The organism is Pseudomonas sp. NPDC087029 (assembly GCF_044745345.1).
Taxonomy (GTDB): Bacteria; Pseudomonadota; Gammaproteobacteria; order Pseudomonadales; family Pseudomonadaceae; genus Aquipseudomonas; species Aquipseudomonas faucium.
This window is the reverse complement of sequence record NZ_JBIVAB010000001.1, coordinates 522,789-544,517: the sequence shown is the minus strand read 5'-3', so window position 1 is coordinate 544,517 and position 21,729 is coordinate 522,789. Positions and strand designations below refer to the sequence as shown.

Sequence of the window (21,729 nt, the reverse complement as noted above, 5' to 3'; positions counted from 1 at the left end):
ACCAACCAGCGGCACTACGGCGTCGATCAATACGCCACTGGTGCTGCCGACGCCATTGAGGGCCAGGTTGCCCGAGTTGCCGACCGCGTCGCGCAAAGTGGCGCCGTTAAGCTGCAGGTTGCTGCCGACGCTGATGCCATCGCTGTCCATCTGCCCACTGGTGACGGTCAGGCGGAATACCAGGGCATTACTGCCGGCGCCAGACAGGTAGCTGGCATAGGCCTTGGCGCCATTGTCCAGGGTGACTTCCAGGCGCGGGGTGCCGCCGCTGGTGTCCAATTGCACCGCTTCGTCGAAGTGCACGGTGAAATCGAGATTTTGCCCGGCCACGTAGCTGCCGTTGGCCGGCACATCGACGTGGGTGACGCTCGGCGCTACCCGGTCGATGCTGTAGCTGGCCCCGGCCAGGCCACCGGCAAGCAGGTTGCCCGCCGCATCGGCGATGCCGGTGCCACTGCTGTTCAGGTCCAGGCGCAGGCTGCCAACACCGCTCAGCCCACTCACCAGCACCGTGTAGGTATGGCCGTCCACGGCGGTGACGCTGCTGATGCTGCCTGTGGCGCTGCCACTCAATACCAGGCTGAAATCACTGGCATCGACGCCGCTGACGTCCTCGCTGAAGGTCACCGTGAAGCTGACCGAGCCGCTGTTGCTCGGCGAGGCGTCGACACGCACGATACTGCTGGCGGCCGGCACTGTGGTGTCGACCAGGATGCCCGCGGTGCTGCCCATGCCGTTGAGGGCCAGGTTCATGTCGTTGCCGGCCAGGTCGGTGAGCTGCTCACCGCGCAGGTCCAGGCTGCTGACCGCGATGCCGTCGGCGTCGTTGTCGCCGGCCTGCACGGTGTACTGGAACACCAGCGCCGCGCTGCCATTGCCGGAGACATACGTGGCATAGCGGGTCGCGCCACCCACGTTGAGCACCAGGCGCGGCGCCAGCGCGCCGGTCTGCAGGGCTTCGCTGGCATTGACGGTGAAGGTCAGGACGTCGCCCGCCTTGTAGCTGCCATCGCTCGGGGTGGCCACGCTGACCACCGCTGGCACCACGCCGTCGATATTGACGTTGGCAGTGCTGGCAACACTGTTGAGGGTGACTTGGGTGTCATTGCCGGCCGCATCGCGGATGCTGCCGCCGTTGAGCTGCACCGAGCCGCCCAGGGTGACGCCGTTGCTGTCCAGCTGGCCGCTGGCCGCCGTCAGGCGGAACACCAGCGCGCTGCTGCCGGAGCCGGACACGTACTGGGCGTACACCGTGCCGCCGGTGTCCAGGGTGACGGCGATGCGCGGCACGCCGCCGCTGCTGTCGACCACCACGCGCTCACTGAAGTTGACGGTGAAGTCGAGGTTCTGGCCGGGGATGTAAGTGCCGTCTGCCGGCGCGCTGACGCTGGCCACCACCGGCACCACGCCATCGACCACGATATTGCTGCGCCCGCCCAGCGAGTCCGCGCCACCCACGGTCGGCAGCGTCAGGATCGCCAGGTCGTGGGTGGCATTGGCCAGTGCCCCGCCGTTGAGCTGCAAGGCCGCCGTGCTCTGGAAGTCCAGGTCGGCGCTGAGGTCACCGGCCTGCACGGTATACTTGAACACCAGGGTATTGCTGCCCGAACCGCTCAGGTAGACCGCGTTGCGGTCGACCAGGCCGGTTTCCAGCAGCAGGCTCGGCGTGCCGCCACTGGCGTCGACGAACACCGCCTGGTCGAATACAACGTTCACCAGCACCTCGTCACCGATCTTCACGGTGCGGTCCAGGCCCTGGGCGGAAACATCGGTCACTTTGGGGTTCACCGGCACCACATTGATCATGATGGTGCCGACGGTGTTCCACGCCCCACCGCTGCCGGTATTGCCCTGGTCGTTGGTCTGGATGATCAGCTGGGCGGGGCCCTGATACCCGCTGGTAGGCGTGAAAACCAGGCTCTGCAGCGCGGCGTTGAGGTTGGCCTGTGAGCCCTGGATGCGAATGACGGCGTTGTTGAGGCCAGTGCCGATCAACAGGGTCACGCCGCTGGTATTGGCCAGGTTCATGGTGCCGTTCACCGTGCTCAGGGTCACGGTCATCAGGCTGCTGCCGGCATCCACATCGCTGATGGAAATGGCGTTGCCATTGCCATCGTTGAACGCCACAGAACCGTTCTGCGCGACAGTCTGGGCACTCGGCACGCTGTTGACCGGCGCATCGTTGACCGCATTGACGCTGATGGTCACGGTCTTGGTGTCGGTCAGCGGGCTGCCACCGGTGTTGCCGTTGTCGTTGATGGTCACCGTCAGGGTCACGCTGTTGGTAGCGTTCAGTGCGGTCCGGTAGCTCAGGTTGTTGCCAGCGATGAAGGCGTTGATATCGGCCAGGGTGCCGGTGAGCGTCAGGCGGTCGGTGCCGTCGCCGCCGACCACCACGCCCTGTCCACCCACCGCGCTCAGGGTGCCGCTGGGCACCGAGAAGGTCGCGGTCACGCTGCCACTGCCGGCGTCGACGTCGCTGAAGCTGACACCGGTGATGGCGCCGGGCACGTCCTCGGTCACGGTAATGCTCCCCGGCACAGTGACCACGGGCGTGTCGTTCACCGGGATGATCGTGAGGGTCATGGCCCTGCTGTCATTGCTGATGCTGCCAGTATTGGCCGTGATGGTCAGGGTGACGTCACCGTTGGCATTGGCCGCCGCGATATAGGTCACCCGGTTGCTGGCGATGAAGGCGTTGATGGCTGAAAGCGTGCCGGTCAAGGTCAGTGTCATGGTGTTACCGCCCACTGTCACACCGGCGCCGCTGGTGGCACCCAGGCTGCCCGACAGGACGCTCAGGGTCACCGTGCCGCTGGCGGAATCAGCATCACTGACACTGATCTGGTTGATCACCGAAGCGGTATCTTCCACCACCAGGATTGTCGTCGGCGCACTGATCACCGGCGCGTCATCCACGGCGGTGAGGGTGATGCTGCGGGTGACCGCGGAAGAGTCCAGGCCGCCGTCATTGACCTTGAACTCCACGGTGCGCGTCTGGGTAGCTGGGGCGTCCGACAGATTGCTGAAAGTGACCGCCCGCAAGGCCGCCTGGAACTGCGCCAGGGTCGCCTGGTTGCCGGCGGAGGTCAGCGTCAGGGTGCCGCTGGCGGCATCCCAGGAGGCACTGATATTGCCCATGGTCGCCGGGTTGTTGACCAGCGCCAGGTAGTCTTGGCCGGTGCTGTAATTGGCCGAGATGCGCACGGTGGCCGAGGCGATGCCTGGGCCATCCGGGTCGGTGATGGTGATGCCATTGTCGATGACCACGGGCACCGAGGTGGTGTTGTTGCCTTCCGTCCAGGCCACGCTGCCGCCGCTGCCAGCGAGCGTCGGCGCCTCGTTGACCGCGGTGACCACCACGCTGGCGGTGTCGGTCGAGGTGGAAAAGGCCGAAGTGCCGCCCGAGGTGCTGGTGTCGAGCTTGACGCCCTGCAGGCCGGCGGTGCCGTTGCTCTGGTCCCAGGCCTTGTAGGTGAGGGTGGCGGTTTCGCCATGGAAGCCGTCCGGGACGAAGCGCACCCGATCGGATGAACGCAGGATCAATGCGGCGCTGTCCGATACCACGCCGATGTCGAGCCACGTGGTACCGCTGTCGGTACTGAATTGCCACACGCCATGGGTGGTGGTCAGGCCGGTGATGGCGACCCCTTTCAGCGCGCCGCTATCGACATCGGTGACGCCACCGACCAGGGCACTGACCGGGTCACCCGCGTTGTTGGTGGCGGTATCGATCAGGCCCGTCAGGGCCGGCGATTGCGGGTTCAGCAAGGGTGCATCGTTGACCGAGGACACCACCAGGGTGGCCTGGGCGGTACCCGAGGAGAACGCCGTGCTGCCGCCATTGCTGGTGCTATCGGCCAGGCCGCGGCTGCCGGTCATCGAGGCCGTGCCGGTGGTACGGTCCCAGGCGCGGAAGGTGAAGCCGACGTTCTCGCCGTTGGCGCCGTCGGGGATGTAGCGCACCTGGGTGCTGGCGGTCAGCAACAGTGCGCTGCTCGACGAAACCGAGCCGAAGTTGCTCCAGCTGATGCCATCGGTGGAATACTGCCAGATGCCGCGGCCGCTGGTGGCGGTGATCGCGATACCGGCCAGGGCACCCGGGTCCACGTCGCTGTAGCCGACGCTGCCGAGGATGGCGCTCACCAGGTTGCCGCCGGTGACCGTATCTTCGTTGGTGCTGGCCATCACGAAGGGGCCGCCACTGAGCGTCGGCGCATCGTTGACCGCGACCAGCGACACGGTGCTGGACACGTTGACCAAGCGCGTATCGAGGCCGCCGTTGGTAGTGCCGCCGCTGTCGCGCACGCTTTCCAGCGTTACCACCCGCGCCGAACCGGACGGCCCCTGGCTGTCGTTGCGATAGGCGATGCTGTTGACGATGCTCTGCGCCGTGGCCGCGGCAAGCCCGGTATGGGTCAGGGTGACGGTGGCGGTACTGCCGCTGACGGTGACGGTGACCGTCATGCCATTGCCACTGGTGAACACGCTGTTGTTACCGACCAGGCTCACATCGGAGCCATCGATGACCAGCTTCTCGGCGGCGCCGTTGCCGAGGTTGCTGACCGTGAAGACCATCCCGACGATGGTCTGCCCGGCCTCGACGGTACTGATCGATGTGCCGCTGAACAGCTGCACGGCAGCGCCGTCTTCGGTGTAGGTCGGGGAAGTGCCGATGGTGTTCACGACAGGGGCATCGTTGACTGCGCTGACGTTCAACGTCACCGAAGCCACGTTGCTGGTGCTGCCTGTCCCGTCATTGACGGTGACCTGCACCGTGCGCGTAACGGTGCTGATGTCGCCGTTGCCGGCGTTGCGGTAGGCCAGGTTGTGCAGCAACGCGCTCACGGCGGCCGGGGTCGCGGCGCCGTTGAGGCTGATGACCAAGGGATTGCCCAGGCTACCGCCGGTGAACAGGCCGATCAGCACGCCGCCATAGCTGACGCTGTTGCCGCTGATGCCGATCTGCCCGGCGCCGCTGCCGGTATGGGTGATCCACAACACGTCCTCGCTGGCGACATTGTTGCTGCTGATGCGCACGGTGACGTTGCCACCGTTGAAGTTGGCGCTGTCGGCATCGCTGACGATGGCATTGCCGCCCGCATCGATCAGCGTTACCGGGGCGCCTTCGATATGGGTGACGCTATCGCCATTGAGGTTGCCGATCACCGGTGGCTGGGCGATGACCGTGGTGAAATTCAGTGCCGAGTTGTTGAGGATGCCGCCGAACGCCTTGCCGTCGGCATTGACGAACGCTTTGCCGTCGATGCGGATCGCGTACTCGGTGCCCTGGGCCAGGTCGGCCGGAGGGTCGATGATCCAGGTCGTGCCGGATCCGCTCAGCGCAGAACTGCCGGCGGCGATGCTCTGCACCACGGCGCCGTCACGCAGCCGCACGATGTAGATGAAGCCGCTGCCAAGGGTCACGCTTTCGCTGAAGGTCAAGGTGATGTTGGCCGAGGTTGATACGTTCAAGCTGTCGTCGGCTGGCGTGGCACTGACCAGCTTGGGCAAGCCCCCGCTCTGGTAATAGACCATGGCGCTGCTGGCGGCCACGCTACCGATTACATCCTTGTCGCCGTCACCGTCGAAGTCGCCGACCCTCACGTTCTGAAAGCCCATGTTGGGCAGGCTGGCAACCCCGAATGGCGAGTTGATCAGGTCGACCGCTGCAGTGAACGAGCCGTCGGCGTTCTGGCTGGCGTACTTCCAGGCACCGAGGTCGGCCATCTGGTAGAGGATGTCGGCATCGCCATCGCCATCGAAGTCGCCGATGACCGCCCTGGCGGCAAGCGGCACCGAGGGTAAGCCTACGGTGGGCGCGGAAGAGAACACGCCGGCATCGTTGCGGTACAAGAAACCGGTGCTGTTGTTGCTGAATGCGAAGACGTCGAGGTCGCCATCGCCATCGAAATCCACCACCCGGTAGTTGTAGGTGGTAATGGCGATCAGGCTAACGTTGGCAAAAGGGCTGAGCCCCTGATCCAGGGTCGTGAAAGTGCCGTTGCCGTTGTTCTGCGCATAACGCCAGACGTTGGCCGTACCGGGTGTGTAAAGGATGTCGGCGGCGCCGTCGCCATTGAAGTCGCCGACCACCAGGCGCACGCCTAACTGCGCATCGGTAAAGCCGCTGGCGTTTTCGCGGGTGTACTTGCCGGTACTGGTGTCATAGCGGTACAGGTAAGCCGAGCCCCCGCTCACGGCCACCCCGAGCAGGTCGGTGTCGCCGTCATTGTCGAAGTCGGCGGCGTAGTAGTTGGTACCGTTGCCCGCAGCGTCGATCAGGCCGACATTGGAAAACGGTGAGTACTGAGCATCGCTGGCCGCGTAATAGGTGAACACCCCACTGTTGCTGCCCAGCGCGAGCTGCCAGGCCGTGCCGTTGGTGCCAGGCTGGAACAGGATGTCGTCGATGCCATCGTTGTTGAAATCGCCGATCACATAACGCGCCAGCGCGTTCGCGGGCAGGGTCTGGCCTGAGCCTGTGGTATAGCTGGCGGCCAACAGGTTTTCATAACCACCCAGCTCAGCGCCCAGCGGGGTGGTTTCAATCGAGCCGCTGACGCGCTCCAGCGTCCAGTTGCCACCCAGGGCGGCGGCGCCGGTATCGTCCGTGGACGCTGCGACATCGGCACCGGTGATGGCGGCCAGGCCATCGAGCAAAGCCTGGCCCTTGCTGTTCTCGCCCACCTTGCAGCCGTACAGCATCAAGTCGCCATCGGCTTTCAGTGCAGCGCCGACGCTCTCCAGCGCGGCGCTGTGCTCGGCAAGGTTGCCACTGTTGAGCCAGACATTGCCCATCTGCACCGTGCCATCGGCGCCGTGCGACAGCAGATGGATGGCATCGAGCCCTTCGCGGCCCTTGAGGTAGTCGGCCATCTGTTGCAGGCCGTCTTTGTTCGGGTCGAGGATGACCACTTCGGGCTTGCCGGACAGCCCCGACAGCAAGTGCTCGAGGTTGCTGACATTGCCGTCGATGAACACCACTTCCTGGCGCTGGGCACCGGGTTGGCCGGTGGCGTCGGCGGTTGCGGCCGGGGGCTGGCTGGCGTCCTGGCTGGGGGCGCTGTCCTTGGCCGCATCGGCGCCGGTCTGCGCCGCCGCATCCTGGGCAACCACGGCCACCGACGCATCGAACATGATCCGCGGTTCGAGCGCCATCAACAGCGGCGCGGCGCCGGGTGCGGGCACGGGCTGCTGTGGGGCTGGTTTGCGCGAAAAACGTTCGATGAGCTTCATGCAGCACCTCCTGGTATTGAACCCCTTCACATGGCCATGCGAAGCGGCCTTTAAAAAGGGCGGCGCCCTCACGGGCACCGCCAGTCATGGCCATTCGGGGGCCCTGGCCCCCTCGCCCGGCACGTCAGCCGCGGCTTGGGTAGATCCCGGACACGGCGATGATGAAATTGACAGCCAGGTACGGGTTGCGCACCGAAAGCGGCACCGAACTGCCACTGTTGCCGATCGCCTGGGGCGCCAGCGAAGTGTCCATGGGCGTCGCCGGATTACTGCGTTGCCCGTAGATGTTCAATGGCGTACCGGCACTGTCCTCGGCTGCAGCCAGATGAGCCACGTTGGTTGGCTGGCTGGCTACCCCTTTCTGGTCGGTTGCCCCCATCTGGTGAGTGTGCTGCGGCAGGTTGTTGTTGGTCAGGGTGACGGCCTCGGCACCCCCGCCCTTGCCGACGGTATAAATCGCTCCAGTGTTCGGGGACTGACCCTGGCCGATCGGTGTGACCCCGCCGAAGTGGGGCAAGGCGAAGGTGTCGGGCGCTGTTCCGCCATAGAGGTTGCCAAGCAGTGCGTACAGCGCCTGGTTCTGGCGCACCAGCATCAGCTGGCCTTGGCACAGGGCATAGCCCCGGGGTGCGAAGTTGCCAGCGAACATCTTGATTTCTGCGATAAAGGGCTCACTCATCGGACGCTTCCTTCCTTGCGTAATGGGGGGGTTGGCTCAGCCTTGCGTGAATGTGGATCACGGTTTGGTAGGCCATTCGCCAGTCAGGGCGATGATGAAAGAGATGGGCATGTAAGGGTTTCGCAAGGAAATGGGTTGCACTCCGCCGACCACGCTGACCGACTCCCCCTGCATGCTGACATTCATTGCCGTGGTGGCGTCGCCATAGAAGTTCAGCGGCGTCCCCGCAGCATCGGTGGCGGACGCCAGCACCGCGCGCGGCGAAGGCACGTTGGTAACGCCTGCGGACAACGACCCGTTTAGCGGGTGGTTATGCGAGGGCATGCTGTTGCTGGACAGTTGGACGGTCTCGGCGCCACCGGCATTGGCGAAGGCGAAGTTGGAGGTTGCGCCACTCTGTCCTTGACCTATCGGGCCGCGCCCTCTCAGGTCTGGCAGGCCGAACGTGGCGAGGCCATCGCCGCCGAACGTGCGGCCAAGAACCGCAGCCAGCGCCGGATTCTGGCTGACCTGCAAAATGTCCCCTTGGCAGAAGGCGTAGCCATAGGGTGCGTAGGTGCTGGCGAACATCTTGATTTCGCCGACGTAGGGCTCACTCATCGAACACTTCCTTTATATGCGCGTAGTTGAAGATGTGCGGGTCGGTCGAGTTCACTGATGAGGTGGGTAGTAGCCCTCGGCGCAAATGATGAATGAAAGAGCCAGGTAGGGATTGCGCAACGCGATCGGCGTCGCACCGCCGGTGGCGGAAAGCGTCGTGGGGGCCAGGCTTGTGTTCAGCGGCGTGGCAGGGTTGTTGACCTCGCCGTAGATATTGACCGGCGAACCCGCCGAATCGGTAACCGCCGCCAGGTAGGTGTCCGGCCCAGGCACGTTGGTCGTGCCCGGCTTGCTGGTGGCACCGAGCGTGTGGGTATGCGCCGGCATGTTGCTGGCCAGTACCGAGACCGTTTCCTGGCCACCGAACTCACCCAGCGCGTAGAAACTGCCGACGCCTGGCGCCTGGCCTTGCCCGACCGGCATACGACCACCGAAATGCGGCAGTTGGAACGTGGAGACGCCGTTGCCACCGTAAGTGGTACCGATGATCGAGAACAGCAACTGGTATTGCGAGATCGACAGCGCTTGCCCCTGGCACATCAACCAGCCCACGGGCGCGTAGTTGCCAGCGAATATCCTGATTTCACCAACGTATGCGTCACTCATTCGAACACGTCCTTTGTTGCTGGGGTTGGAATCTTTCAGCCGGTGGCGGATCTGCAACAGCGCCTCAGGCAGCTTCGCGCTTGCGGTGAATCACCGCTTCCAGGGCTGGGCGACCATCTTCCTCAGGCATTACCGGGGTCATCAGCAGCAGCCAGTGCTGACCGCCCGGGCCGCCGAGCCGAAACACCGCCTGAGGCAGGTGCAACCCTTCGGGCAATGCGAAAATGACGGCGTAACACTCGTATTCATCGCTCATTGCCGCACTTGTGCGAATGGCCGTGCGGGTCACCTGAACCTGCTGTTGCGGGGAGACCTGCAGCGTGAAGGCGTCCGCCGGTGCCTGCTCCAGCAGTGCGAAAGTGGGCATCTGGAAATCGATTGGTTCGCTCATTGCGCCATCCTGCGAGGGTGATTCGGGGCTTCCCTGCGCATGCGCAGGTACACCCCGGCCTGGTTGATCACTTTGAAACCAAAGCGCTGATACAGCTGCAGCGCCGGGTTGTAGGGCTCAACGGAAAGTTCGATTGGCAATTCACGTTCATCGGCCTGGCGCTGCAAGTCTTCGAGCAACGCAGAGCCGATGCCGCGTTTCTGGAACGCTGGAATGAGGGCGATGTCGATCAACAGGGCGCAGGTTTCGCCGAAGTGGCGATAGAGGCGGCCGATACGCAGGCCTTGGTGCTCGATGATGAGAAACTCGGCGCGGGCGAAATGCGCCTGGTAATAGGTGTGCTGCGCGTTGAACTGCATGCTCAAGAAAGCAGCGACCTGCTCCGCCGGCCAGCCGCTATGGGCCATCTCCTGCGCACGGCTGGTGGCATACAGTTGCTCGATAAAGGGCATGTCGCCCGTTTGCAGGGCACGGAGGGTCACAGCGCAGTTCGACATCGGTGCAAACTTCCCTATTTACAGCATCCTGTGGGCAAACTTGTGGCGTGACGGACGTCAGCGCGTGAGGCATGGCAAATTGATAGCAGCCTAGTTCAATTGTCTGACACTCTCACTACTAAAATCCACTTTCCCGTACGCCTAAAGCGGCTATTCGTCGCCAGGCAGATCCTAAAAGCGACATCCCCTCGCCCTCCAGCACCACCACACCCCGCAACGGGTGCGAAACCTGCTCGGGGGCGCCTTTTCCGAGGGCGAAGCGCGCGCCGTATTGGGCCTCCAGTGGCTGCGCCCGCTTCTCGTCATCACGGCGCACGGCGATCGGGCCTTTGTGCTCGGAAACCAGGGCTTCCTGGTCGATATAAGGGGCACCTGCGGTATCGATGTCGGCCAGCGTCACGGCCAGCGAACCTCGCAGTACGTCATCCGCCACGAAGTGCCCGGCTGCCCCCGGCGCCACCCGCCACAAGTCCGCTTCGGCCAGGTAGCCACGCAGGCGCAAGCCTCGTTCGGCCACCTCGGCCAGCGGCAGATCGACCCCGACCCAGCGGCCAGGTGAAAGGTTGTGCGCAAGGTCGCGCACCGTGCCCGCATGCGGCGCGCGCAGGTTCAGGCGCTCGCGCTGGGCAGCCAGGCCGCGGTACTCGGCCACGGCTTCGGCCAGGCGCTGCTCGAGGATGCCGGTGTCTGCCGCGGTGGCGCTGCGCCCCGCCTGCCGGCGCAGCTGCAGTTGCAGGATGTCGATCTCGCGGCGGGTGATGCTCATCCGAGAGGCCAGGTCTGGCGACTCGAGCACCACCAGCACCTGGTTCTGCGCGACCTGCTCGCCATCTTTCACCCGCACTTCGCGCACCTGCGCCGCAGCCGGTGCATGCAGCGCGCTCACCCGCGCAGCCTCGAGCATCGCCGGCACTTCCACGCCACTGCGCCAGGGCACCACCAACAATGCCAGCAAACCCGCCAGCCCAGCGCCCAGCAGCCATACCTTGCGCGGCTGCGCCTTGCTGCGGTGCTGCCACCAGTGTTGCCATTCGCGCCACACCGGCAGGCCGATGAACCAGACCAGTTCGACCATCATCAGGAAGATGCCCAGCACCTTGAAGAACAGGTGATAGACCGCAAGGGCAATGCCAAAGAACAGAACCGCGCGCCACACCCACGAGGCGTAGCTCCAGCACAACAGGCGCCTGCGCATGGTTGGCGACCAATGCTCGGGCATCGGTTCGCCATAGCCGAACAGCAGCTCGCGCAGGTGCCAGCGCCCCAGGGCGAAGCCGCGGCCCTGCAGGTTATCGACGCCCCACAGGTCGCAGAGCAGGAAGTAGCCATCGAAACGCATCAACGGGTTGACGTTGATCGCCAGCGTGGTGATCCAGGTGGCACTGGCGAGCATGAAAGCCGCCGTGCGCCCGGCCCCGTCCGGCAGCAGCGACCAGGCCAGCAGCGCGATGCACGCCAGCACCAGCTCGGCCAGCACGCCGCCGGCGCCGATCAGCAGCCGTGTGCGCCGGTCCTGCACCCGCCAGGCATCGCTGACGTCGGTGTAGAGCATGGGCAGCAGCACCATGAAGGCCACGCCCATGCTCGGCACCCGGCAACCGGCGCGCTTGGCCATGTAGGCATGGCCGAACTCGTGGCAGAGCTTGGCAAAGCCCAGGGCCACCGCGAACGCCAGCATGCCGCCGAGGCTGAGCAAATGGGGGAAGGTGGCAAGAAAGCGCTCCCAGTCGCGCATCACCAGGAACAAGCCCAGCAGCAGCACGCTGGGCAAACCCAAGCGCAGCAGGCCCGGGCCATGGCGCTGCAGCCAGGGCCAGGTGCGGTTGAGAAATGCATCGGGGCGCCACAGCGGGATGCGGAAGAACAGGTACTTGTGCAGCACCTGCGCCCAAAGGCCCTGGCGCTGAGCGGCCGCCTTGGCCGCGTAGCTGGCGCGTTGCTCGGCATCCACTGCACTGACCAGGTCATGGCCGCGCAGAAAACGCAGCAGCTCATCCAACGCCTGCCCCGTCACCGGCACCCCGGGTTCGGCATTGGCTGCCTGCAGCACCTGCTGCGCATCGCCCAGCGCCCAGTGGCGCAACAGGCGCATGGCCGCCGCGCCAAGTTTGAAATAGCGCCCGCGCAGGGGGTCGGCGAGGGTCCATTGCGGCGCACCGTCGAGCCCGGGCGCGCCCGGCGAAAGCTGCAGGTCAGGGCGCAGCGCCGGCAGCATCACAGGCCGACCGCCTGGCGCAGCGCCGCCAATGGCCTGCGCAGCAGGTACAACGCAAGCGGTGCTCGGGCGCCGAACACTTTGGCGGTGCCGCGCAGGCCGATGCGCGGCGGCGCCTGTTCGAAGCTGGCGTCGAGCCGGTAGGCCAGTTGCCCGGTGGGTGTGGCCTGGGCCTGATAAGCCATGCGCTCGAGCGTGGCGCCATGGCGGTTCAAGGGGTCGCTGTCGAGAAACAGCGCAACCTGCGCGCCCTGCTCCAGGCCGATGGCATCGGCCACCGGCAACTCGATGCGCAGTTCGGCCTGGGCCGGGTCGGCGATGTCCATCAGCCGCTCCCCGGTGCGCATCGGCTTGCCGATGAAGCGCTGCGCGTCAGCGAACACGGCAATGCCTTCGCGTTCGGCGCGAACCTCGCTGCGCGCCAGCAGGTCGCGGGCATAATCACGCTCGGCGCGCTTTTGCTCGACCCGCGCCGCCAGCAGATCCAGGCGGGCACTGGAGTCGGCATCGGAGAATGCCCGCTGGGTGTTGGCCTTGAGCTCTGCCTGGGCAACGCCGAGGGTCCGTTCGGCCACGTCGGCCTGGGCCTTCAAGGTGGTGGCATCGAAACGCGCCAGCAACTGGCCGGCCTGCACGGCCTGGTTCGGCTTGACCAGTATTTCGGCCACTACCCCGTCCAGCGGCGCGCTCACCACCTGGCCATTGCGTGGCACCACTTCGGCCGGCGCCAACACCGACTGGCGCACCGGCACCAGCAGCACCAGCAACAGCGCCGCGGCTATTGCCCAGCGGGTGCGGGCCGGCCAACGCAGCCGCCATGGCTTGCCCGGCTGCAGTGCCTGCCAGGCGTGGCCATAACAATCGCCCAGCTGCGCCAGCAAGGCCTGCTCGGCATCGTTCCAGGGCATGTCCCGTGCCAGCCACAGGCCACCAAACACCTCGCCCTTGCGGTCTTTGAGCGGCAGCCAGAACGCCTGGGGCGCCGACAGCGCCTGCCAATCGTCGCGGCAGGCTTGATCCAGGTCGGCCGCCGGGACCACCCCGGGCAAGGCGAAACGCTCACTGGCCGCCAGGCGCGATGCGGCGCGCTCGATGAACACCACGAATGGCGCATTCGGCTCGACCGCACTGATGCCGGTGAGCGCCCGCACCTTGCCGGCGATCAGCAGCGCGGCGTGGCGGTAGCCGAACAGCGGCTGGGCATCGTTGACCATGCTGAACGCCAGGGTTTGCACCGAGGTGGCGGCGCGGGCCTGGCGTTCGAGCTTGAGGTAGTGGGCCAGCAGTTGCTCCAGGGCACCTGGCACCACGGCGTTCATGGCGACTCCGCAAAGTGCGCGGTGCCGCTCATGCCGGCCAGCAGCCCGGGGGTACTGGCCGGCACGCTGGCAATCAACAGGAGGGTCTGGCTGCCTTCGTCAATGCGCGCGCCGAGGCGCTTGACCACGGCAGCGATCGGCGTGCCGGTTTCATCGGGCACGAAGCTGAAGGCCTGCTCGGGCTTGAGCCTGCCCAGCCAGCGCGAAGGTACCAGCAGGTGAATTTCCAGGGAGCGGTTGTCGACGATTTCCAGCAGCGGCGCACCGCTGGCCACGCTTTCGTGGGCCTGGACGCGGCGTTCGACCACCTGGCCGTCATACGGCGCCTTCACCTGGCAGCGCTGTACCTGCACCTGATACACCTGCGCTTCGGCCTGGGCCTGCGCCTGGCGCGCCTCGGCCAGGGCCACTTCGAAGCGCCCCACGGAATTGAGCGCCGCCAGCTGCTGTTTGTTACGCAGCTCTTCGCGCGCCGCCCGCACCGACGCGGCCGAGGCATTGGCCTGGGCCTGGTAGGCGCTGCAGTCGAAGCGCACCAGCACATCACCCTTGGCGAATGCTTGCCCTTCGGCGTAGGGGATTTCCACGACGCGGCCGGGCAACTCGCTGGCCAGCACCGCCTGGGACCGTGCGCGCAGCACACCGCGGATGTCGCCGCTGGTGGCCGTACTGCCCTCCTGCAGCAGCGGGTCGCCGTCGTCAGCGGCTTGCGCCATGCCTGCAGCCAAAGCCAATGCCATGCACAACGCGAACTGCTTCATCTTGCCACGTCCCTGTAGAGGTGTGGCCGGATGCTATCAGTGTTTTCAGGGGCGCGGAAGGTAGCCCACGGGGGCTGGAATGCAAAAAGGGCGACCCTTGCGGATCGCCCCTTCTGATGTTTGGTAGGCACAATTGGACTCGAACCAACGACCCCCACCATGTCAAGGTGGTGCTCTAACCAACTGAGCTATGTGCCTGTCGTGTGGTGCGCATTCTACGCATTCCTAAAACTGTGTCAACACTTTTTTTCGCGCTAACTCACTGAATATTAAACTCTTTATAAGGAAGCGACGGCGCGCACCAGTAAAGGATTTTTAACGGGACGACTAGCGGGTGTTTATTATTATTGATAGCATCGGTACATTCGTTAAAAATATAAAACACGAGGTTTCTCGAGCATGGCCAATACCCCCTACCCCCAGTCCTACTACGCCGCCTCGGCTAACCCGGTGCCGCCACGTCCGGCGCTGCAGGGTGAGGTGGAAACCGATGTGTGCATCATCGGCGCCGGCTACACCGGCCTGTCCAGCGCACTGTTCCTGCTGGAAAACGGCTTCAAGGTCAGCATCGTCGAAGCGGCCAAGGTCGGTTTCGGTGCGTCGGGCCGCAACGGCGGCCAGATCGTCAACAGCTACAGCCGCGACATCGACGTCATCGAACGTACCGTCGGCCCCAAGCAGGCTCAGCTGCTGGGCCACATGGCCTTCGAAGGCGGCCGCATCATCCGTGAGCGCGTGGCCAAGTACAACATCCAGTGCGACCTGAAGGACGGCGGCGTGTTCGCGGCGCTGACCAGCAAGCAGATGGGCCACCTGGAATCGCAGAAACGCCTGTGGGAACGCTTCGGCCACAACCAGCTGGAGCTGATGGACCAGAAGCGCATCCGCGAAGTGGTTGCCTGCGACAGCTACATCGGCGGCATGCTCGACATGAGCGGCGGCCACATCCACCCACTGAACCTGGCCCTGGGCGAAGCTGCCGCGGTCGAGTCGCTGGGCGGCATCATCTATGAGCAGACCCCGGCCGTGCGCATCGAGCGTGGCGCCAACCCGGTCGTGCACACCCCGCAGGGCAAGGTGCGCGCCAAGTTCATCATCGTCGCCGGCAACGCCTACCTGGGCAACCTGGTGCCGGAACTGGCCGCCAAGTCGATGCCATGCGGCACCCAGGTGATCACCACCGAGCCGCTGGGCGAGGAACTGGCCCGCACCCTGCTGCCGCAGGACTACTGCGTGGAAGACTGCAACTACCTGCTCGACTACTACCGTCTGACCAGCGACAAGCGCCTGATCTTCGGCGGCGGCGTGGTGTACGGTGCGCGTGACCCGGCCAACATCGAAGCGATCATCCGTCCGAAGATGCTCAAGGCCTTCCCGCAGCTGAAGAACGTCAAGATCGACTACGCCTGGACCGGCAACTTCCTGCTGACCTTGTCGCGCCTGCCGCAAGTAGGCCGTATCGGCGACAACATCTACTACTCGCAGGGTTGCTCGGGCCACGGCGTGACCTACACCCACCTGGCGGGCAAGGTGCTGGCCGAGGCACTGCGTGGCCAGGCCGAGCGTTTCGACGCCTTCGCCGGCCTGCCGCACTACCCGTTCCCGGGTGGCCAGATGCTGCGCGTACCGTTCAGCGCCATCGGTGCCTGGTACTACAGCCTGCGTGACCGTCTGGGCTTCTGATTCTGCAGGTTTGGCCTTATCGCGGATGAATCCGCTCCTACGGGGGCGGATTCATTTGCGAGGGGCCAACGCTATTTCCCCAGGCTGTTCACCGCCTGCTTCGCCGCGATTTCTTGGCCGGCCTTGGCCAGTTCGTCGGCAGCCTGCAGCCAGCGCTGGCGGTCCACCTGGGCCGGCAGTTGCCGCGGCGGCTGCACCAGCACTGCCCAACTCCCCTCCTTCGCCCAGGCCGAGGCGAAATCGTCGAAGGCCATCATCTGCCGTCGATTCATGCCTGAGCGCAGCAGCACCCGTTTCTTGTAGCGGTCATAGCCGATCAGCAGCGCATAGCGCGGCTCGCTCCACCACGCCGAACCTTCCTGATAACGCAGCAGCACCGGGTTGCCTGCGGCCACCTGCTCAAGCAATGCATCGACGCGCTGATCGAGCGGATACACCACCATGCCGTATTCGCGCGCTACGCGAGGTATGCCGGTGCCCAGCGAATCGGCGCCCTGGGGCAAGTTCAAGGGCTTGTCCAGCAGCCCCGGGGTGATCGGCGCGCCCTGCTGCGAGAGCAATGCGGCCAGGGCCATGGCGCCGCTGTGGTTGGCGTTGCCGCGATAGAACGGCACGCTGCTGATCTCGACCCGTTGCGGCAAGCCTTTGAGGGCGGCCGGCGGGGTGCTGGCGCAACCGGCCAGGCTCGCGGCCACCAGGCATGCCAGCAACAGTCGACGTGGGCCATTGCCCCACGGCTTGAAGGAATCGTGCTCCATGAACGCTCGCTTGTTCCGATGCCAGGCAGGCAGCGCCCGGCTCTGGCCGACGATCATAGGGCTCCGCGCGGCGCGGGTATAGCCCGTTGCGGGCGGCAATGCCACAGGATCAAAGCACCAGACGTAAGGTCAATGGAACGTCACGGTCGGCGAGCTAGACTAAAGCTGTGTCTGGAGGGCGAGCCATGCCTGGCCCGAGAGAAGGAGGCACACATGAGCCTGACAATGGCAATTCTCATGCTGGTGGGTATGTGGCTTAGCGTCGCTGCCGCCATGTTATGGGGTGTACTGCGCATCGTGCGACGTCATTCACAGCATCACCACCTGCCACCGCAGGTCGTAAGCAAACCACAACCTGTTCGCCGCGCTCGGCGCCATGCCGGCGTGCATTGATTTTCGAATTTTCTGCATGCCTATCGCCGGCAAGCCGGCTCCCACAGGGACTTCACTGCATTTGGGATCAGTGCGGTCCCTGTGGGAGCCGGCTTGCCGGCGATTAGGGGCGCAAAGCACCCCCGCGCTATCTATCAGCCTTCAGCCGCCTCGCGCTTGAGCCGTGCCCGTCGCGCCAGGATGTTGAGGATCTCGATCACCGTCGAGAAGGCCATCGCGGCATACACATAACCCTTCGGCACATGGGCACCGAAACCTTCGGCGATCAGGGTCATGCCGATCATGATCAAGAAGCCCAGGGCCAGCATCACCACGGTCGGGTTGTCGTTGATGAAGTTGGCCAGCGGGTCGGCGGCCACCATCATCACGATCACGGCGGTGATCACGGCGATGATCATGATCGGCAGGTGCTCGGTCATGCCTACGGCGGTGATGATGCTGTCGACCGAGAACACGATGTCCAGCAGCAGGATCTGGAAGATCGCCGCGGCAAAGCCCAGGGTGACCGTGGACGAGACCTTGGCCTCTTCCTTGGCGCCATGCGGGTCGACGTTCTCGTGGATTTCCTTGGTGGCTTTCCACAGCAGGAACAGGCCACCGGCGATCAGGATCACGTCCTTCCAGGAGAACGCGTTGCCGAACACCTCGAATACCGGGTCGGTCAACTGCACGATCCAGGCCACCGTGCTGAGCAGGGCCAGGCGCATCACCAGGGCCATGCTGATACCGATGCGCCGCGCCTTGGAGCGGTACTCCAGCGGCAGCTTGTTGGTCAGGATCGAGATGAAGATCAGGTTATCGATACCCAGTACCACTTCCATGGCCACCAGCGTGGCCAGGGCAACCCAGGCGGTGGGGCTTGCGGCGAGTTCCAGCAAATATTCCATGTTTCAATCCTGCTAACGGTTCTGGGTCAGATGTCCTGGGTCTTGCCTTGCTTGTCTTGCGGCTCGGCTTGCTCGGGCTTCTGCCCTTCGCTGCCGATGGCGTCGCTCAGGGCTTCCTGGGCCGCCTTGTTGGTGTCATCGATGGCCTGCTTGGCCGACTTGGCGGCCTGGTCGAGCATCTGCTGGGCCGATTTCTCGGCCTGGTCGCAGCCCGCCACGCTCAGTAGGGCCAAGGCTAGCACCAGTGGCGTGCCGATGGATTTGAGTTGCAACATGAAGCCCTCGCTTGTCGATATCCCTGCGGCGCGCGACGCGCCTGATGGGGTGGCATTCTAGTTTTCCTGACACATCCGGAAAATTCGTATTTTCAGCGTATATACTTCGGTTTTTACGAATCGGGACCGTCATGCTCAATTACCGTCAGCTCCATTACTTCTGGGCGGTGGCCAAGACCGGCAGCATCGCCCGGGCCAGCGAGCAGCTGAACCTGACGCCGCAGACCATCAGCGGGCAGATCAGCCTGTTCGAGCAGACCTACGGCCTGGAGCTGTTCCAGCGCGTCGGCCGGCAGCTGGAGCTGACCGAAACCGGCCGCCAGGCGCTGGTCTATGCCGAGCAGATGTTCCAGCTTGGCGGCGAGCTGGAGGCCATGCTGCGCGCCGGCCCACAGGAGCAGATACTGTTTCGCGTCGGGGTTGCCGACGTGGTGCCCAAGTCGATCGTCTACCGCTTGCTGGCGCCGACCATGGAGCTGGACGATGTGCTGCGCATCAACTGCCGCGAAGACAAGCTCGAACGCCTGCTGGCAGACCTGGCCATCCAGCGCCTGGACCTGGTGATTTCCGACAGCCCGATGCCCAGCCACCTGGATATCAAGGGCTACAGCCAGAAACTCGGCGAGTGCGGCCTGAGCTTCTTTGCCACCCCAGCGCTGGCCCGGCGCCATGCCGGCCCCTTCCCCGCCTGCCTGCAGGATGCCCCGCTGCTGATTCCGGGGCAGGAAACCGTGCTGCGCAGCCGCCTGCTGCGCTGGCTGGGCGAGCAGCAGGTGCAGCCGCGGATCATCGGCGAGTTCGACGACAGCGCCTTGATGCAGGCCTTCGGCCAGTCCGGCAGCGGCATCTTCGTGGCGCCGAGTGTGATTGCCGAGGAAGTGTGCCGGCAGTACGGGGTCGAGCTGGTGGGGCAGACCGATGCGGTGCTGGAGTCGTTCTATGCCATTTCGGTGGAGCGCAAGGTCAAGCACCCGGGGATCGTGGCCATCACCGAGGGGGCGCGGCGGGAACTCTTCCATTGGTGAGGGTCGTGCCCCTTTCGTAGACATTGCTTGCACATCGGTCAGAACTTGCCGACTAAGGTCTATGGTAAAGTCGCGCCCTTTCACGATATCGAGACAGCGCTGCACATGACCCCTGTTTTCCGCCTCCTCAACCGTACCAGCCTGGTGACCCAGATCGTCATCGGCCTGGTTGCCGGCATCGCCCTAGCCCTGCTGGCGCCGGCCATCGCCCGTGACCTGGGCTTCCTTGGCAAGGTGTTCGTCAGCGCCCTGAAGGCGGTCGCGCCGGTGCTGGTGTTCATCCTGGTGATGGCGTCGATCGCCAACCACCGCCACGGCCAGGAAACCCACATCCGCCCGATCCTCTGGCTGTACCTGCTGGGCACCTTCGCCGCAGCGGTGGTGGCCGTGGTCGCCAGCATGCTGTTCCCCTCGCACCTGGCCCTGAGCACCAGCGAAGCGGCCCTGAGCGCGCCGGGCGGCATCACCGAAGTGATGCAGAACCTGCTGCTGAGCGCCGTGGACAACCCGGTCAATGCCCTGCTCAACGCCAACTTCATCGGCGTGCTGACCTGGGCCATCGGCCTGGGCGTGGCGCTGCGCCATGCCGGCGACACCACCCGCACCGTGGTCGAGGACCTGTCCAACGGCGTGACCCTGATCGTGCGCGTGGTGATCCGCTTCGCGCCGCTGGGCATCTTCGGCCTGGTCAGCTCCACCCTCGCCCAGTCGGGCCTGAGCGCCCTGCTCGGCTACCTGCATCTGCTGGCGGTGCTGATCGGCTGCATGCTGTTCGTGGCGCTGGTGATGAACCCGCTGATCGTGTTCTGGAAGATTCGCCGCAACCCCTATCCGCTGACCCTGCTGTGCCTGCGCGAAAGCGGTATCACCGCCTTCTTCACCCGCAGCTCGGCTGCCAATATCCCGGTCAACCTGGCGCTGTCCGAGCGCCTGGGGCTGCATGAAGACACCTACTCGGTGTCCATCCCGCTGGGTGCGACCATCAACATGGCCGGCGCTGCGATCACCATTACCGTGCTGACCCTGGCGGCAGTGCACACCCTGGGCATTGCCGTCGACCTGCCGACTGCGGTGTTGCTGAGCGTGGTGGCGGCGGTTTGCGCGTGCGGGGCGTCGGGTGTGGCCGGGGGGTCGCTGTTGCTGATTCCGCTGGCGTGCAGCCTGTTCGGTATTCCCAGCGAGATCGCCATGCAGGTGGTGGCGGTGGGCTTCATCATCGGCGTGCTGCAGGATTCGGCGGAAACGGCGCTGAATTCTTCGACCGATGTACTGTTCACCGCAGCTGCTTGCCAGGCTGAGGAACGGCGCGGAGCCTGAAGCTGCCGGGGCCGCTTTGCGGCCCTTTCGCGGGGCAAGCCCGCTCCCACAGGGTTCATCGTTGCCCTGGGGCTGTGGGGTAGCTGTGGCAGCGGGCTGGCCCCGCGAAAAGGTCGGTGATTGCTTAAGCCAGGCGCTTTACCTACGCTAGTGGCCTTTTCCTCGCAATGAGACAGGGCCATGTCAGAACACGAAACCGCCGGCGAAGGCCGTTTCAGCAGCACCGAGATCCGTATTCTCGGTGCACTGATCGAAAAACAGGCCACCAGCCCGGAAAGCTACCCGCTGACCCTCAACGCCCTGGTCCTGGCCTGCAACCAGAAAACCAGCCGTGAACCGGTCATGAACCTCAGCCAAGGCCAGGTCGGCCAAGCCTTGCGCACCCTCGAAGGCCAGCAGATGACCCGCCTGCAGATGGGCAGCCGCGCCGACCGCTGGGAGCAGCGGGTGGACAAGGCGCTGGAGCTGGTGCCGGCACAGCTGGTGCTGATGGGCCTGATGTTCCTGCGCGGCCCGCAAACCCTCAACGAGCTGCTGACCCGCAGCAACCGCCTGCACGACTTCGACGACACCGAGCAGATCCAGCACCAGCTGGAGCGCCTGATCTCGCGAAACCTGGCCCTGCACCTGCCGCGCCAGGCCGGCCAGCGCGAGGACCGCTACACCCATGCGCTGGGCGACCCGGCGGAAATCGAGGCGATTCTCGCCGCCCGCCAGCAGGAAGGTGGCGCGCGCAATAGCGGCAGTGGTGTGTCAGAAGAGCGCTTCGAAGCGCTGGAAGCCCGCATTGCAGCGCTGGAGGCGCGCCTGGCCGAGCTCGAAGGCTGAGCCCTCAGAGCTCAGGTTCGGGGAAGTTGCGACAACTCTTGCGTTCGGCCAGCTCCCGGTCACTGGGGCGCTGGTCGACGAACACGGTACGGCCGTCGGCGTAGATTTCCAGGTAGCCCCAGTGCAGGTCCTGCTCTTTCTGCCCGGGCTGGGGTGGCACTAGCCACCAGGGTTCGCGGCTGATCAGGGTCATGGGTGAGATTCCTGAAGGGGTCTGCAGTCATCATAGACACCCGCCGCCTGTCATGGCCCTATC

Annotated in this window: 18 protein-coding genes and 1 tRNA gene; 5 read left to right on the top strand and 14 right to left on the bottom strand. The window is 65.0% G+C overall.

Going from position 1 to position 21,729, the window contains the following annotated elements:
* The 10 genes from ACIPG5_RS02500 to ACIPG5_RS02455 form a co-directional block, all read right to left on the bottom strand.
* Positions 1-7,239, bottom strand: a 7,239-nt coding sequence (locus tag ACIPG5_RS02500; RefSeq protein ID WP_401373142.1) for a DUF4347 domain-containing protein, incomplete at its 3' end; no start/stop codon positions are given.
* A gap of 124 nt (positions 7,240-7,363) precedes the next feature.
* The gene (locus ACIPG5_RS02495; protein WP_401373140.1) at positions 7,364-7,918 is read right to left on the bottom strand and encodes a phage tail protein; all 555 of its coding nucleotides are present in this window, start codon (positions 7,916-7,918) and stop codon (positions 7,364-7,366) included.
* Positions 7,919-7,975: 57 nt separating this feature from the next.
* Positions 7,976-8,518 carry a phage tail protein gene (locus ACIPG5_RS02490; protein ID WP_176514251.1) on the bottom strand — a complete coding sequence of 181 codons (543 nt, stop codon included), beginning with the start codon at positions 8,516-8,518 and terminating at the stop codon, positions 7,976-7,978.
* 51 nt (positions 8,519-8,569) lie between these two features.
* A complete protein-coding gene (locus ACIPG5_RS02485) occupies positions 8,570-9,124 on the bottom strand; it encodes a phage tail protein (RefSeq protein ID WP_401373138.1) in 555 nt (184 codons plus the stop codon).
* Positions 9,125-9,188: 64 nt separating this feature from the next.
* On the bottom strand, positions 9,189-9,515 hold the full coding sequence (locus ACIPG5_RS02480; protein ID WP_176514247.1) for a DUF6916 family protein: 327 nt from the start codon (positions 9,513-9,515) through the stop codon (positions 9,189-9,191).
* Positions 9,512-10,012 (bottom strand): GNAT family N-acetyltransferase, encoded by a 501-nt coding sequence (locus ACIPG5_RS02475; RefSeq protein WP_176514245.1) that lies wholly within the window; start codon positions 10,010-10,012, stop codon positions 9,512-9,514. The genes ACIPG5_RS02480 and ACIPG5_RS02475 overlap by 4 nt, the downstream gene beginning before the upstream one ends.
* Before the next feature lie 118 nt (positions 10,013-10,130).
* On the bottom strand, positions 10,131-12,230 hold the full coding sequence (locus tag ACIPG5_RS02470; protein ID WP_401373135.1) for a site-2 protease family protein: 2,100 nt from the start codon (positions 12,228-12,230) through the stop codon (positions 10,131-10,133).
* On the bottom strand, positions 12,227-13,546 hold the full coding sequence (locus ACIPG5_RS02465; RefSeq protein ID WP_401373133.1) for an efflux RND transporter periplasmic adaptor subunit: 1,320 nt from the start codon (positions 13,544-13,546) through the stop codon (positions 12,227-12,229). The genes ACIPG5_RS02470 and ACIPG5_RS02465 overlap by 4 nt, the downstream gene beginning before the upstream one ends.
* The gene (locus ACIPG5_RS02460; protein ID WP_371871954.1) at positions 13,543-14,262 is read right to left on the bottom strand and encodes an efflux RND transporter periplasmic adaptor subunit; all 720 of its coding nucleotides are present in this window, start codon (positions 14,260-14,262) and stop codon (positions 13,543-13,545) included. The genes ACIPG5_RS02465 and ACIPG5_RS02460 overlap by 4 nt, the downstream gene beginning before the upstream one ends.
* A 166-nt stretch (positions 14,263-14,428) precedes the next feature.
* Positions 14,429-14,505: transfer RNA gene (locus tag ACIPG5_RS02455), tRNA-Val, on the bottom strand.
* 201 nt (positions 14,506-14,706) lie between these two features.
* On the opposite strand from ACIPG5_RS02455, the gene ACIPG5_RS02450 reads away from it, so the two are divergent.
* Complete coding sequence (locus tag ACIPG5_RS02450; protein WP_003250557.1) at positions 14,707-15,990, top strand: FAD-binding oxidoreductase; 1,284 nt, start codon at positions 14,707-14,709, stop codon at positions 15,988-15,990.
* Positions 15,991-16,061: 71 nt separating this feature from the next.
* Here ACIPG5_RS02450 and ACIPG5_RS02445 read toward each other — a convergent pair whose 3' ends face one another.
* A complete protein-coding gene (locus ACIPG5_RS02445; RefSeq protein WP_314617179.1) occupies positions 16,062-16,805 on the bottom strand; it encodes a peptidase C39 family protein in 744 nt (247 codons plus the stop codon).
* A gap of 156 nt (positions 16,806-16,961) precedes the next feature.
* Here ACIPG5_RS02445 and ACIPG5_RS02440 point away from each other — a divergent pair, with 156 nt between their 5' ends.
* Positions 16,962-17,141, top strand: coding sequence for a hypothetical protein (locus ACIPG5_RS02440; protein WP_401373130.1), 180 nt, complete (start codon positions 16,962-16,964; stop codon positions 17,139-17,141).
* Positions 17,142-17,275: 134 nt separating this feature from the next.
* On the opposite strand, the gene ACIPG5_RS02435 is transcribed toward ACIPG5_RS02440, so the two are convergent.
* Entirely contained in the window at positions 17,276-18,028 is a 753-nt protein-coding gene (locus tag ACIPG5_RS02435; RefSeq protein ID WP_054903585.1) for a TerC family protein, read from the bottom strand.
* Between the two features lie 26 nt (positions 18,029-18,054).
* Positions 18,055-18,303 carry a hypothetical protein gene (locus tag ACIPG5_RS02430; protein WP_176517209.1) on the bottom strand — a complete coding sequence of 83 codons (249 nt, stop codon included), beginning with the start codon at positions 18,301-18,303 and terminating at the stop codon, positions 18,055-18,057.
* A 131-nt stretch (positions 18,304-18,434) separates the two neighbouring features.
* Between ACIPG5_RS02430 and nhaR the strand changes: the two genes are divergently transcribed.
* The 3 genes from nhaR (at position 18,435) to ACIPG5_RS02415 (ending at position 21,473) form a co-directional block, all read left to right on the top strand.
* Entirely contained in the window at positions 18,435-19,328 is an 894-nt protein-coding gene (gene nhaR / locus ACIPG5_RS02425; RefSeq protein ID WP_176517210.1) for a transcriptional activator NhaR, read from the top strand.
* A gap of 105 nt (positions 19,329-19,433) precedes the next feature.
* Entirely contained in the window at positions 19,434-20,645 is a 1,212-nt protein-coding gene (sstT, locus tag ACIPG5_RS02420) for a serine/threonine transporter SstT (RefSeq protein WP_176517211.1), read from the top strand.
* Positions 20,646-20,825: 180 nt separating this feature from the next.
* The gene (locus ACIPG5_RS02415) at positions 20,826-21,473 is read left to right on the top strand and encodes a YceH family protein (RefSeq protein WP_236235407.1); all 648 of its coding nucleotides are present in this window, start codon (positions 20,826-20,828) and stop codon (positions 21,471-21,473) included.
* Between the two features lie 4 nt (positions 21,474-21,477).
* On the opposite strand, the gene ACIPG5_RS02410 is transcribed toward ACIPG5_RS02415, so the two are convergent.
* Positions 21,478-21,666, bottom strand: coding sequence for a hypothetical protein (locus ACIPG5_RS02410; RefSeq protein ID WP_236235408.1), 189 nt, complete (start codon positions 21,664-21,666; stop codon positions 21,478-21,480).
* Positions 21,667-21,729: the final 63 nt, after the last annotated feature.